This window comes from Oceanimonas sp. CAM02, from assembly GCF_032842915.1.
GTDB classification, from domain to species: Bacteria; Pseudomonadota; Gammaproteobacteria; order Enterobacterales; family Aeromonadaceae; genus Oceanimonas; species Oceanimonas smirnovii.
In genome coordinates, this window is record NZ_JAWJBK010000033.1 from 14,915 (window position 1) to 29,227 (window position 14,313).

General features: G+C 56.0%; 11 protein-coding genes. 10 read left to right on the plus strand and 1 reads right to left on the minus strand.

Annotation, left to right across the window (positions count from 1 at the left end):
* Window positions 1-23: 23 nt before the first annotated feature.
* Entirely contained in the window at window positions 24-1,037 is a 1,014-nt protein-coding gene (fbp, locus tag R0I78_RS12160; RefSeq protein WP_026344891.1) for a class 1 fructose-bisphosphatase, read from the plus strand.
* A gap of 135 nt (window positions 1,038-1,172) precedes the next feature.
* Here the strand turns inward: fbp and R0I78_RS12165 are convergent, their stop codons facing one another.
* A complete protein-coding gene (locus R0I78_RS12165; RefSeq protein ID WP_019935506.1) occupies window positions 1,173-2,462 on the minus strand; it encodes a citrate synthase in 1,290 nt (429 codons plus the stop codon).
* Window positions 2,463-2,871: 409 nt separating this feature from the next.
* Here R0I78_RS12165 and sdhC point away from each other — a divergent pair, with 409 nt between their 5' ends.
* The 9 genes from sdhC to R0I78_RS12210 all read left to right on the plus strand — a co-directional run bounded on the left by sdhC (window position 2,872) and on the right by R0I78_RS12210 (window position 14,274).
* A complete protein-coding gene (gene sdhC / locus R0I78_RS12170; RefSeq protein ID WP_019935507.1) occupies window positions 2,872-3,261 on the plus strand; it encodes a succinate dehydrogenase cytochrome b556 subunit in 390 nt (129 codons plus the stop codon).
* Complete coding sequence (gene sdhD / locus R0I78_RS12175; RefSeq protein ID WP_019935508.1) at window positions 3,255-3,599, plus strand: succinate dehydrogenase, hydrophobic membrane anchor protein; 345 nt, start codon at window positions 3,255-3,257, stop codon at window positions 3,597-3,599. The genes sdhC and sdhD overlap by 7 nt, the downstream gene beginning before the upstream one ends.
* Before the next feature lies 1 nt (window position 3,600).
* Complete coding sequence (sdhA, locus tag R0I78_RS12180) at window positions 3,601-5,367, plus strand: succinate dehydrogenase flavoprotein subunit (protein WP_026344892.1); 1,767 nt, start codon at window positions 3,601-3,603, stop codon at window positions 5,365-5,367.
* Window positions 5,368-5,379: 12 nt separating this feature from the next.
* Window positions 5,380-6,096, plus strand: coding sequence for a succinate dehydrogenase iron-sulfur subunit (locus R0I78_RS12185; protein WP_019935510.1), 717 nt, complete (start codon window positions 5,380-5,382; stop codon window positions 6,094-6,096).
* Window positions 6,097-6,189: 93 nt separating this feature from the next.
* Window positions 6,190-9,000 (plus strand): 2-oxoglutarate dehydrogenase E1 component, encoded by a 2,811-nt coding sequence (gene sucA / locus R0I78_RS12190; protein ID WP_019935511.1) that lies wholly within the window; start codon window positions 6,190-6,192, stop codon window positions 8,998-9,000.
* Between the two features lie 18 nt (window positions 9,001-9,018).
* The gene (odhB, locus tag R0I78_RS12195; protein WP_019935512.1) at window positions 9,019-10,227 is read left to right on the plus strand and encodes a 2-oxoglutarate dehydrogenase complex dihydrolipoyllysine-residue succinyltransferase; all 1,209 of its coding nucleotides are present in this window, start codon (window positions 9,019-9,021) and stop codon (window positions 10,225-10,227) included.
* A gap of 70 nt (window positions 10,228-10,297) precedes the next feature.
* Window positions 10,298-11,464, plus strand: coding sequence for an ADP-forming succinate--CoA ligase subunit beta (gene sucC, locus R0I78_RS12200; RefSeq protein ID WP_019935513.1), 1,167 nt, complete (start codon window positions 10,298-10,300; stop codon window positions 11,462-11,464).
* A gap of 4 nt (window positions 11,465-11,468) precedes the next feature.
* The gene (gene sucD / locus R0I78_RS12205; RefSeq protein WP_019935514.1) at window positions 11,469-12,341 is read left to right on the plus strand and encodes a succinate--CoA ligase subunit alpha; all 873 of its coding nucleotides are present in this window, start codon (window positions 11,469-11,471) and stop codon (window positions 12,339-12,341) included.
* Between the two features lie 268 nt (window positions 12,342-12,609).
* Window positions 12,610-14,274, plus strand: a complete 1,665-nt coding sequence (locus R0I78_RS12210; RefSeq protein ID WP_317075510.1) for a methyl-accepting chemotaxis protein — start codon at window positions 12,610-12,612, stop codon at window positions 14,272-14,274.
* The last annotated feature ends 39 nt before the right edge of the window (window positions 14,275-14,313 follow it).

Genomic DNA, 14,313 nt, shown 5'->3' on the forward strand with positions numbered 1-14,313 from the left:
TAAAGCAAATATCTGAGGACATTATGATTACCCTGGGTGAATACATAGTAAAAACACAGTCTGAATACCCCAGCGCCACCGGCGAGCTGTCGTCGCTGCTGTCGTCCATTCGTCGTGCTGCCAAAATTGTAAACCGTGAAATTAACCGTGCCGGTCTGGCAACCGACATCATCGGTGGCAGCAATGGCAGCCAGAATGTACAGGGTGAGGTTCAGCAAAAACTGGATGTATTCGCCAATGACAAGTTCAAGGCGGCGCTGGAAGCCCGTGGCGAAGTGTGTGGCATTGCCTCCGAAGAAGAAGACTATTTCGTCTGTTTCGACAGCGCCAAGCGCAGCGACGCCAAATACGTGGTGCTGATGGATCCGCTGGACGGCTCCTCCAACATAGACGTGAACGTGTCTGTGGGCACTATCTTCTCCATTTACCGGCGGGTCAGTGAGCCGGGCACGCCGGTGGTGATGGAAGACTTTCTGCAGCCGGGCGTGAATCAGGTGGCCGCCGGCTATGTGGTATACGGCTCCTCCACCATGCTGGTGTACACCACCGGTAACGGCGTGCACGGCTTTACCTACGATCCGTCCCTGGGATCTTTCTGCCTGTCTCACGAAAACATTCGTATTCCCGAGCAGGGCACCATTTATTCCGTAAACGAAGGCAATTACATCAAGTTTCCGGAAGGCGTGAAGAAATACATCAAATACTGCCAGGAGCAGGACGAAACCACCAAACGCCCTTATACCTCCCGCTATATCGGTTCACTGGTATCCGATTTTCACCGCAACATGCTGAAAGGCGGTATCTACATTTACCCGTCCGGCACCAGCGCCCCCAACGGCAAGCTGCGCCTGCTCTATGAGTGCAACCCGCTGGCATTCCTGGCCGAGCAGGCCGGTGGCAAGGCATCTGACGGTTATCAGCGCATTATGGAAATCAAACCCACCGAGCTGCACCAGCGCACCCCTTACTTTGTGGGCTCCACCGCCATGGTGGAAAAAGCCGAAGGTTTTATGAGTGAGTTCTCAGCGGCCAAGTAAGCCCGAATTTATTCATGCAAACCGGCCATCCTGCATCACGGTGCCCCGTTGAAACGGGGCCTACGGCAAAGGCCGGAATAACAAACACAAAAAAAGGCCGGCAAATTTGCCGGCCTTTTTATTGCTGTGCTGAAGTTACTTGTCGGTGACATCAGTCTTGAACTGACGCTCCGGCGCACCGGTATACAGCTGGCGCGGACGACCGATCTTCTGCTTGGGATCAGACATCATTTCGTTCCAGTGCGACATCCAGCCCACGGTGCGGGCCAGGGCAAAGATAACGGTGAACATGCTGGTAGGAATGCCAATGGCTTTCAGAATGATACCGGAGTAGAAGTCGACGTTCGGATACAGCTTACGCTCTACAAAGTATTCATCAGACAGCGCAATGCGCTCCAGCTCCATGGCCACGTCCAGCAGCGGATCTTCAATTTTCAGATCATCCAGTACTTCGTGACAGGTTTCACGCATTACCTTGGCGCGGGGGTCAAAGTTTTTGTACACCCGGTGGCCAAAGCCCATCAGACGGAAAGGATCATCCTTGTCTTTGGCGCGGGCAATAAATTCCGGAATGCGGTCAACCGAGCCGATTTCTTCCAGCATCAGCAGGCAGGCCTCGTTGGCACCACCGTGAGCCGGTCCCCACAGAGAGGCAATGCCGGCGGCAATACAGGCGAAGGGGTTGGCACCACTGGAGCCGGCCAGGCGCACGGTAGAGGTAGAGGCGTTCTGCTCATGATCCGCATGCAGGGTAAAGATGCGGTCCATGGCTTTTTCTACTACCGGGTTTACCTTGTAGTCTTCGCAGGGCACGGCAAACATCATTTGCAGGAAGTTGCCGGCATAGCCCAGGTCGTTGCGCGGGTAGACGAACGGCTGACCCACAGAATATTTATACGCCATGGCGGCAATGGTCGGCATTTTGGCGATCAGGCGCTGTGCGGCCAGTTCGCGATGCACAGGATCATTGATATCCATGGGGTCATGATAGAAAGCAGACAGACCGGCGATTACACCACATACGATGGACATGGGGTGTGCGTCACGGCGGTAGCCCTTGAAGAAGGAAGACAGCTGCTCGTGCACCATGGTGTGGCGCATGATGTTCCGGCGGAATTGATCATACTGCTTGGCAGTGGGGGCCTCGCCGTACAACAGCAAATAACAGACTTCCAGGTAGCTGGCATCCTGAGCCAGTTGTTCAATGGGGTAACCGCGGTGCAGCAGAATCCCCTTGTCACCGTCAATGTAGGTGATATCGGACTGGCAGGATGCAGTTGCCAGGAAGCCGGGATCATAAGTGAAGTAGCCGTGTGAGCCGAGAGAACTGATATCGATCACATCATAGCCAGCGGTGCCAGAAGCAATCGGAAGCTCAACGGGTTCCTTGCCTGGCAGATGCAGAGTGGCCTTTTGGTCAGCCATAGCACGTCTCCTTTGCTTTTTATAATAGGTCCACGAGTAAGCGCATTTTCGCACAGAAAGCTTAAGTTTTTCAGCATTTCTGCTTCCCGTGGTGCCGGCATATTGAAAACAAAGCAGGGTTCAATGTCAATTTTACTGGAGGCTCGCAACAGCCTATTAACGCCGTTGTGCGATCAACTTTACAGAATTCGCAATTGATTCAGGTGCTTCGTTGTATTTGCCGATTCCCTCCTTATACTGTTTTTCCGAGGGTATAGGACGCAGTTGTGGCCATGCCGCAGTCACACTGCTTCTGCTATCTCAGCCAGTCTGGTGACATAGTAAAAGCAGCTTGTTCTCGGTAGGGTTCGCAGTCCATATATCCGGGTAATGTCTGTCAAAACAATAACTAACGTGCTCAATGGAGCTAGTGGGCAAGACCGTGACTAAAAAACAGAGACCTGTAAACCTCGACCTGCGGACTATTCGCCAGCCCGTCGCCGCCATTTCATCCATCCTGCACCGGATTTCCGGCGTGATCACCCTGTTCGCGCTGGCCATTCTGCTGTGGCTGCTCAGTGAATCCCTCGCTTCCGAGCAGGGCTTCAATGCAGTAGTGGATATTATGGATGGCTTTTTTGTCGGCCTCATCCTCTGGGGTGTGCTGACCGCACTGGCCTATCACATTGTAGGCGGCATTCGCCACCTCATCATGGATCTGGGCTATTGCGAAGAGATTGAATCCGGTGCCAAGAGTGCCAAGATAGCATTCGGCGTCACCATTGTTCTGTCACTGCTGGCGGGAGTACTGGTATGGTAAGCAATTCTGCAACATTTGGCCGCAGCGGTGTGCACGACTTTATGCTGCTTCGTGCAACGGCTGTCATTCTGACGCTTTATACCCTTTATCTGGTTGGCTTTATTGCCTTCAACGACATCACCTATCAGGTATGGACGGGCTTTTTTGATCGCACCTTTACCAAGGTGTTCACCCTGCTGGCGCTGTTCAGTGTGCTGATGCACGGCTGGATTGGTGCCTGGCAGGTACTGTCCGACTATGTAAAACCTGCGCTGTGGCGCGGCATTGCCCAGTTTGCCGTGGTAGTAATGCTGCTGTCCTATCTGCTGACCGGTATCGTTGTATTGTGGGGTGTTTAAGGTGACTATTGCTATTCGAGAATTCGACGCCGTGGTAATCGGCGCCGGCGGTGCCGGCATGCGCGCCGCCCTTCAGATTGCCGAGTCGGGCAAAAGCTGTGCGCTCTTGTCCAAGGTATTTCCAACTCGTTCTCATACCGTATCTGCTCAAGGGGGCATTACGGTAGCGCTGGGCAACGCCCACGACGATAACTGGGAATGGCACATGTATGACACCGTCAAGGGCTCCGACTATATCGGTGACCAGGACGCCATCGAGTTTATGTGTCAGACCGGTCCCGAGGCTATCCTTGAGCTGGAAAAAATGGGCCTGCCGTTCTCCCGCTTTGATAACGGCAAAGTCTATCAACGGCCTTTTGGCGGCCAGTCCAAGGCCTTTGGCGGCGAGCAGGCGGCCCGCACGGCGGCGGCGTCTGACCGTACCGGCCATGCGCTGCTGCATACCCTGTATCAGCAGAACGTTAAGCACAAAACCACCGTGTTCTCCGAGTGGTATGCGCTGGATCTGGTAAAAAACCAGGACGGTGACGTGGTAGGCTGTACTGCCATCGACATCGAAACCGGCGAAGTGGTTTACTTCAAGGCCAAAGCCACCGTGCTGGCCACCGGTGGTGCCGGCCGTATCTTCCAGTCCACTACCAACGCCCATATCAACACCGGTGACGGTGTCGGCATGGCGCTGCGTGCCGGTGTGCCGGTACAGGACATGGAAATGTGGCAGTTCCACCCCACCGGCATTGCCGGTGCCGGCACCCTGGTAACCGAAGGTTGCCGTGGTGAAGGTGGTTATCTGCTGAACAAGGACGGCGAACGCTTTATGGAGCGTTATGCCCCCAACGCCAAAGATCTGGCCGGCCGTGATGTGGTCGCCCGCTCCATGATGATCGAAATTCGTGAAGGTCGTGGCTGCGATGGTCCCTGGGGTCCGCACATTAAACTCAAGCTGGATCATCTGGGCAAAGAGGTGCTGGAAAGCCGTCTGCCGGGTATCTGTGAGCTGTCACGCACCTTTGCTCACGTGGATCCGGTAAAAGAGCCGATTCCGGTCATTCCTACCTGTCACTATATGATGGGTGGTATTCCCACCAACGTGAAAGGCCAGGCCCTGAAGCAGGATGCCAACGGCAACGACGTGCCGGTGAAAGGTCTGTTTGCGGTAGGTGAAATTGCCTGCGTATCGGTGCACGGTGCCAACCGTCTGGGCGGTAACTCGCTGCTGGACCTGGTGGTATTTGGCCGTGCTGTGGGTCGTCATCTGACCGAAGCCCTGAACGAGCTGGGTGACAGCCGTGCCGCTTCCGAGTCTGATCTTGAGGCGTCTCTGAGCCGCTATAACCGCTGGGAAAGCACCCGCAGTGGTGAAGATCCGGTTCAAATCAAGAAAGATCTGCAAAGCTGCATGCAAAACAACTTCTCGGTATTCCGGGAAGGCGACGCCATGGCTGCCGGTCTGGCTGAACTGAAGGAGATTCGTGAGCGACTGAAAAATGCCCGTCTGGACGACACCAGCCGCGATTTCAATACGCAGCGAATTGAATGTCTGGAACTGGACAACCTGATGGAAACGGCCTATGCCACTGCCGTGGCGGCCAACTTCCGTACTGAGTCACGGGGTGCTCATTCCCGCTTTGACTATCCGGAGCGTGATGACGAGAACTGGCTGTGCCACTCCTTGTACTGCCCCGAGTCAGAGTCCATGTCCCGTCGTTCCGTGAATATGTCACCGGTCACCCGTGACGCATTCCCGCCCAAAGCACGTACCTACTAAGGGGAGGCGATAATGCAAGTTACTATCTCTGTTTATCGGTATAACCCGGAAACCGATGCCAAGCCCTACATGAAAGACTATCAGCTGGATGTGGCTGAAGGCTCCGACATGATGGTGCTGGATGCTCTGCTGCAGCTGAAAGAAAAAGATCCGAGTCTGGCGTTTCGCCGTTCCTGTCGTGAAGGTGTATGCGGTTCCGACGGTGTAAACATGAACGGCAAGAACGGTCTGGCCTGTATCACACCGTTGTCTGATCTGCTGGGCAAGACCAACAAGCTGGTGGTTCGCCCGCTGCCCGGTCTGCCGGTGATCCGCGACCTGGTGGTCGACATGAGTCAGTTCTACACCCAGTGGGAGAAGATTAAGCCCTTCCTCATTGCCGACGACAAACAACCGCCGGCGCGTGAGCGCCTGCAGTCTCCGGAAGAGCGGTCCAAGCTGGATGGGCTGTATGAGTGCATTCTGTGCGCCTGCTGCTCCACCTCTTGTCCGTCTTTCTGGTGGAACCCGGATAAGTTCATTGGCCCGGCCGGCCTGCTGGCCGCCTATCGCTGGCTGGCTGACAGCCGCGATACTGCCACCGATGAGCGCTTGTCCAATCTGGACGATGCCTTCAGCGTATTCCGCTGTCACGGTATCATGAACTGCGTGAACGTGTGTCCCAAGGGCCTGAATCCCACCAAGGCCATTGGTAACATCAAGTCCATGCTGCTGAAACGGGCAGTGTAACCGTCCCGAATAATAAGCTGCCGCCCGTCAGGGCGGCATTGACTCGACGACCAAACGACAGTAGCCCTGTCGCGAAGTGACAAAGGGATAAAAATGCACAATGGCGTAATGCAAGCCTGGCTGGATTCTTCTCACCTCGCCGGTGCCAATGCGACCTATGTAGAAGACTTGTACGAAACCTATCTTGCTGATCCCGACTCTGTTCCCGAAGAATGGCGCACCGTGTTTGACGGCTTGCCCTCCGGCGAAGAGCCCGCGCAGGATCAGCCTCACTCTCAGGTGAGGGATTATTTCCGCCGCCTCGCCAAAGATACTTCACGCTATGCTACCCCGGTCAGCGATCCGCACACCGATGCCAAACAGGTAAAGGTGCTGCAGCTGATCAACGCGTATCGTTTCCGCGGTCACCAGAATGCCAACCTGGACCCGCTTAATTTATGGAACCGCAAAGAAGTTGCTGAACTTGATCCGGCCTTTCATAACCTGACCGGTGCTGATCTTGATGCCACTTTCAACGTGGGCTCCTATGCCATTGGCAGCGAGACCATGAAGCTGAAAGATCTGGTCTCAGCCCTGAAAAAAACCTATTGCGGCTCTGTGGGTGCAGAATATATGCACATCACCAGCACCCGCGAAAAACGCTGGATCCAGAGCCGGCTTGAGCCGGTGGTAGGCGCTCCCCAATACACCGATGAAGACAAGGTGCGCTTTCTTGACAGCCTGACCGCCGCCGAAGGCCTGGAAAAATACCTGGGTGCCAAATTCCCCGGTGCCAAGCGTTTCTCCCTGGAAGGGGGCGATGCCCTTATTCCCATGACCAAAGAGCTGATCCGCCGTTTTGGTGAAAAAGGTGGTCGTGAAGTGGTGATCGGCATGGCTCACCGTGGTCGTCTGAACATGCTGGTCAACGTGCTGGGCAAGCGCCCACAAGACTTGTTTGACGCTTTTGCCGGCAAATACGACACTCAAAGCTCCGGTGACGTTAAATACCACATGGGCTTCAGCTCCGACTTTGACACTCCCGGTGGTCCGGTGCACCTGGCGCTGGCATTTAACCCGTCTCACCTGGAAATTGTTAACCCTGTGGTCATTGGCTCGGTCCGTGCCCGCATGGATCGTCTCGATAATCCCGACGGGCGTCAGGTGCTGCCGGTTACCATTCACGGTGACTCCGCCTTTGCCGGTCAGGGTGTGGTAGCCGAAACCTTTAACATGTCACTCACCCGGGGCTACGGGGTGGGCGGCACTGTGCGTATCGTGATCAACAACCAGGTTGGCTTTACCACCTCCAATCCGCGCGATACCCGCTCTACCGAATATTGCACCGACATTGCCAAAATGGTGCAGGCACCTATCTTCCACGTGAATGCCGATGATCCGGAAGCCGTGGTGCAGGTCACTCAGCTGGCGCTGGACTTCCGTAATGAGTTCGGCCGCGATGTGGTGATCGATCTGGTGTGCTACCGCCGCCATGGTCACAACGAAGCCGACGAGCCGAGTGCGACCCAGCCGCTGATGTATCAGAAGATCAAGAAGCACCCGACCCCGCGCAAGATCTACGCTGACCAGCTGATCGAGAACAAAACGGTCTCGGCGGAGCAGGTGACCACCATGATCAACGAATACCGCGATGCGTTGGATCAGGGTGAGTGTGTGGTTAAGGAATGGCGGCCGATGCAGAAGCACTCGGTAGACTGGTCCCCCTATCTGGGTCACGAGTGGGATATGCCATACGACTCCACTTATGATCTCGACCAGCTCAAGGAGCTGGCCGGGCGCATGATTCGCTATCCCGAGACCCATGAGCTGCAGCGTCAGGTGGCCAAGATTTATGCCGATCGCAAGCTGATGGCCGAGGGTGAAAAGCTCGTGGACTGGGGTTTTGCTGAGACGCTGGCCTATGCCACGCTGTGTGACAACGGCTATGAAGTGCGTCTGACCGGTCAGGATTCCGGCCGCGGCACCTTCTTCCACCGTCATGCGGTGCTGCACAACCAGAACGACGCCAGCATTTACACCCCGCTGTGCTACCTGTCTGAAGAGCAGGGCCAGTTCCAGGTGTATGACTCGGTACTGAGTGAAGAAGCGGTCATGGCCTTTGAATACGGCTATGCCACTGCCGAGCCGGTGGGCCTGACCATCTGGGAAGCCCAGTTCGGTGACTTTGCCAACGGCGCTCAGGTGGTGATTGACCAGTTCCTCAGCTCCGGTGAGCAGAAGTGGGGCCGTATGTGTGGTCTGACCCTGTTGTTACCCCATGGTTATGAAGGGCAGGGGCCCGAGCACTCCAGTGCCCGCCTTGAGCGTTATCTGCAGCTGTGCGCCGAGCACAATATGCAGGTGTGCGTGCCCACCACGCCGGCGCAGGTATTCCACATGCTGCGTCGTCAGGTGCTGCGTCCCATGCGTCGTCCGCTGGTAGTCATGACGCCCAAGTCACTGCTGCGCCATCCGCTGGCGGTTTCCGAGCTGGAAACCCTGGCCCAGGGCACATTCCAGAACGCGATTGGCGAAATTGATGATCTGGATCCCAAAGGCGTGACACGTGTGATTCTTTGTGCCGGCAAGGTGTATTACGATTTGCTCGAAGCCCGTCGCAAGAACGAACAAACAGATGTGGCCATTATTCGGATTGAGCAGCTTTACCCCTTCCCGCAGGAAGAAGTGGCCGCCATTCTGGCTGATTATCAGCACGTTACCGATTTTGTCTGGTGCCAGGAAGAGCCGCAAAACCAGGGTGCCTGGTACTGCAGCCAGCATCATTTCCGGGCCGCCATTCCGGATGGCGCCAAACTGAGCTACGCCGGCCGTGAAGCCTCGGCCTCGCCGGCAGTGGGTTACACCTCGGTTCACTTACAACAACAAAAAGCGTTGGTGGAAGATGCACTGACGCCCAAAGCTTAACGCACTAAGGACATATTGATGAGCATCGAAATCAAGGTTCCCGACCTCCCAGAATCCGTTGCCGACGCCACCATCGCCACCTGGCACAAACAGCCCGGCGATCGCGTAGAGCGCGACGAAGTGATCGTCGATATTGAAACCGACAAGGTAGTGCTGGAAGTGCCGGCACCGGAAGCCGGCGTGCTGGAATCCATTGTTGAGGACGCCGGTGCTACCGTGCTGGGTCAGCAGGTCATTGGCAAGCTGAAAAAAGGTGCCGTGGCCGGTGAAGAAACCAAAGAAAAGCCGGCTTCCAGCGAGGATGCCAAAGCCGACGCCAAAGCAGAAAACGACGATCTGAGCCCGGCAGTTCGCCGGCTGGTTGCCGAGCACAATATTGACGTGAGCAAGGTCTCCGGCTCCGGCAAGGGCGGGCGCATTACCAAGGAAGACGTGGAAGCTGTTATCAAGGACGGTGGCAAGGCCAAAACCGCCGACAAGCCGGCCGCGGCCAAGACCCAGGATCTGGAGCTGGTTCGCCCCGACGAGCGTGATGAAAAGCGCGTGCCCATGACCCGTCTGCGCAAGCGCGTGGCCGAGCGTCTGCTGGAAGCGAAAAACACCACCGCCATGCTGACCACCTTCAACGAAGTCAACATGAAGCCGATCATGGAGCTGCGCAAGCAGTATCAGGACATTTTCGAGAAGCGTCACGGCATTCGCCTGGGCTTTATGTCCTTCTATGTGAAGGCGGTGGTGGAATCGCTCAAGCGTTTCCCGGAAGTCAACGCCTCCATCGACGGCGAAGATATTGTTTATCACAACTTCTTTGATGTCAGCATTGCCGTATCCACCCCCCGTGGTCTGGTCACCCCGGTGCTGCGCGACTGCGATCGCCTGAGCCTGGCCGACATCGAGAAGGGCATCAAAGAGCTGGCCATCAAGGGCCGTGACGGCAAGCTGACCGTGGACGAGCTGTCTGGCGGTAACTTCACCATCACCAATGGCGGCGTGTTCGGCTCCCTGATGTCTACCCCCATCATCAACCCGCCGCAGAGCGCTATTCTGGGTATGCACAAAATCCAGGACAGACCCATGGCGGTAGACGGCAAAGTAGAAATTTTGCCCATGATGTACCTGGCGCTGTCTTACGATCACCGTTTGATCGACGGCCGCGAATCGGTCAGCTTCCTGGTCTCCATCAAGGAGCTGCTGGAAGATCCGACTCGTCTGCTGCTGGACGTATAAGCCAACAATAACAAGAGGGCGGGCCCGATCCCGCCCCATGCCCTGAACCCTACAACAACGGAAACACAACATGAATTTGCATGAATATCAGGCAAAACAGCTGTTCGCCGAATACGGTCTGCCCGTATCCGAAGGCTACGCATGTGATAACCCGCAGGAAGCGGTAGAAGCGGCCAGTAAAATTGGCGGTGACATGTGGGTAGTAAAGTGTCAGGTCCACGCAGGTGGCCGTGGTAAAGCCGGCGGCGTCAAGCTTGCCAAAACCAAGGAAGAAATCCGGGAATTCGCCGAAAACTGGCTGGGCAAAAATCTGGTAACTTACCAGACTGATGCCAATGGTCAGCCGGTGGCCAAAATTCTGGTGGAGTCGTGTACCGACATCGACAAGGAACTTTACCTGGGCGCGGTAGTAGATCGTGCGACCCGTCGTGTAGTGTTCATGGCATCCACTGAAGGTGGTGTTGAGATTGAAAAGGTGGCGGAAGAGACTCCTGAACTCATTCACAAAGCTGCCATTGATCCGCTGGTGGGTCCGCAGGCCTATCAGGGGCGTGAACTGGCATTTAAACTGGGCCTGAAAGGCGACCAGATTAAGCAGTTCACCAAAATTTTTCTCGGTCTGGGACAAATGTTCCTGGACTATGATTTCGCCCTGCTCGAAATCAACCCCCTGGTGATCACCAGTGAAGGCAACCTGCATTGCCTGGACGGCAAGATCAACATTGACTCCAACGCCATGTACCGTCAACCCAAGCTGCGCGACATGCACGATCCGTCTCAGGACGATGCCCGCGAAGCCCACGCAGCCAAGTGGGAGCTGAACTATGTGGCGCTGGATGGCAACATCGGCTGCATGGTGAACGGTGCCGGTCTGGCCATGGGCACCATGGACATCGTTAACCTGCACGGCGGCTCTCCCGCCAACTTCCTGGATGTGGGCGGTGGTGCCACCAAGGAGCGGGTGACCGAAGCGTTCAAGATTATTCTCTCCGACAGCAATGTAAAAGCGGTGCTGGTAAACATTTTCGGCGGCATTGTGCGCTGTGACATGATTGCCGAAGGCATTATCGGTGCGGTGAAAGAAGTGGGCGTAAAAGTGCCCGTGGTGGTTCGTCTGGAAGGCAACAATGCCGAAGCCGGCACTGCCAAGCTGGATGAATCCGGCCTTAACATCATCGCCGCCACCAGCCTGACCGACGCTGCCGTTCAGGTCGTTAACGCCGCCAAGGGGAAATAACAGCATGAGCATTCTGATCAACAAAGACACCAAGGTTATCTGCCAGGGCTTCACCGGCGGCCAGGGTACCTTTCACTCTGAGCAAGCCATTGAATACGGCACCCAAATGGTGGGTGGCGTGTCTCCGGGCAAGGGCGGCACAACTCATCTGGGCCTGCCGGTGTTCAACACGGTACGTGAAGCGGTAGAAGCCACCGGTGCTACCGCCACCGTGATTTATGTGCCGGCTCCGTTCTGTAAAGACGCCATTCTGGAAGCCATCGACGCCGGCATTGAGCTGATCGTGACCATCACTGAGGGCATTCCTACCCTCGACATGCTGGACGTAAAAGTAAAGCTGGATGAAACCGGTGTGCGCATGATTGGACCCAACTGCCCGGGCGTGATCACTCCCGACGAGTGCAAGATCGGCATTATGCCCGGTCATATTCACAAGAAGGGCAAGGTGGGCATCGTGTCTCGCTCCGGCACCCTGACCTATGAAGCGGTGAAGCAGACCACAGACGAAGGCTTTGGTCAGTCCAGCTGCATCGGTATTGGCGGTGACCCCATTCCCGGCTCCAACTTCATTGATATTCTGAAGCTGTTCCAGGACGATCCGGAAACCGAAGCCATTGTGATGATTGGTGAAATCGGTGGTACCGCTGAAGAAGAAGCGGCTGCCTTCATCAAGGAAAACGTCACCAAGCCGGTGGTATCCTACATCGCTGGTGTGACTGCGCCTCCGGGCAAACGCATGGGCCATGCCGGTGCCATCATCTCCGGTGGTAAGGGCACTGCAGACGAGAAATTTGCCGCTCTGCAGGACGCCGGCGTGAAAACCGTACGCTCCCTGGCCGACATCGGCTCCGCCCTGCGGGAAGTGACCGGCTGGTAACGTAGAGCTGAAAGCTGGAAGAAGAAAGGAGCCGCAAGGCTCCTTTTTTAATGACTAAAACAACCCCACCCTGACCCTCCCCTTGAAAAGGGGAGGGAGCCGCTTTCTATCACAGTCCCTTAAGTATAGTGCTCATGGCTCAGCCGGCGCAGGACGTGACCTCTGCTCGAACTTGATCCAGATCAACGACAGCAGCGAATGACATTTCTTTACCGCGTTATTACTCTAGAATGGTCTTCTTTCGGACTCATTCAGAGGCCCACAAGGAATGCGCAATCTGTCTCTCAACTGGAAAATATTTTTACCGCTGCTGGTGATTTTTGTGTTGGTCTTTGCCCTCTGTTATGGCATTTCCACTCAGCTGCAACGCGGTCTGGCCCTGCATCTGGCCGAAGAGAAAATTGACACCACTGCCAACCTCTATATGGATCAGCTTAATGTGCTGATGGTAAACGGGGCCATTCATCAGCGCGGTCTGGTGCAAAGCAAAATTCAGGAAGAAAAAGGCATAGAGCAGGCACGGGTGATCCGTGCAGCGGCGGTGACCAAACTATTTGGCCCGGGCGCACCGGATCAGGCCATTCAGGATGATCTGGATCGGCGTGCCATTGAGCAGGGTGAAACCGTGCTGGAAATGCACCTGGAAGACGACATTCCCAACCTGACACTGATCAAGCCGTTCAAAGCCTACAAGGAATATCGCGGCACCGCCTGTCTGCAATGTCATCAGGTGCCTGAAGGCACCGTCATGGGCGCGGTGCGCATCAGTTATGATCTGAGTGACACCTTCAGCCAGATCCAGCGCAATAACCTGCGTCTGGCGGCTGTGCTGATTGGCGTGTTTCTGGTGGCCTTTATTGTGCTCTGGCTGGTACAAAACCATTACCTCAAGCGGCCCATTCTCAATATCAGCCAGCGGGTACAGCGGGTGGCTGCCGAGCGGGATCTGTCTGTTCGTCTTGAGCCCATGGGCAATGACGAGCTGGGCGGCCTGACCAAGGCAGTTAACGGCCTGCTGAGCAGCTTTCAGAGCAGCCTGACAGAAGTGCGCCGTGTGACCGGGCATATTCATAATGCCGCCGGTGACATTCAGCACACCGCCCAGCAAACCGACAGCTCGGTAAAGGCGCAAGACAGCGAAACGGCCCTGATTGCCACTGCCATTAATGAAATGGAAGCCTCTGCCCGGGAAGTGCGGGAAAATGCCCGCCTGACTGCAGAAACCTCGGAGCAGAGCCACGCTTTTGCATTAACCGCCAACGATCAGGCCCGGGTAGCGGTGGAAGGCATACAGCTGTTAAACGGCGAGATAAACCGTATCGACAAAGTAATACGCGAGCTGGACGGCCGCTGTGATCAGGTCGACAAGGTGCTCGACATGATCAAGGGTATTGCCGAGCAGACCAATCTGCTGGCACTGAATGCCGCTATTGAAGCGGCCAGGGCAGGGGAGTCGGGCCGGGGCTTTGCGGTGGTGGCCGATGAAGTACGCACCCTGGCACTGCGCACGCAGCAGTCGGCAGAAGAAATTACCGGCATGATTCGGCTGTTGCAGAACGAGGCCAAGGATGCAGTGCAGGCCATTGAAAAAGCAGAAGGCCAGGCCGCCGACAGTGTGGCGCGCACTCAGGACGCCATGGACTCGCTGCAGGCCATTATTGACCAGGTGGCGCGCATTAATGAACTCAATGCTCAGGTGTCTGCTTCGGCCGACGAACAAAGTGCCGTTTGCTCCGAGGTGAGCCGCAACATTACCCGGGTGCGGGATGCATCGGGCGATACTCTGTCTCAGGCAGAAGCCGCCGCCACCGCCAGCCTGCAACTGGTGGAAGAGTGCAAGGTGCTGGAACAGATGATTGCTCATTACCGGCTGCAGCAGCCACACCGCCATGATGAGCTGCCAGCCGACACCGGCCTGGTGCCGGTGCGCTGACAACAAAAAAGGCTGCTTGCGCAGCCTTTTTTACTCTCC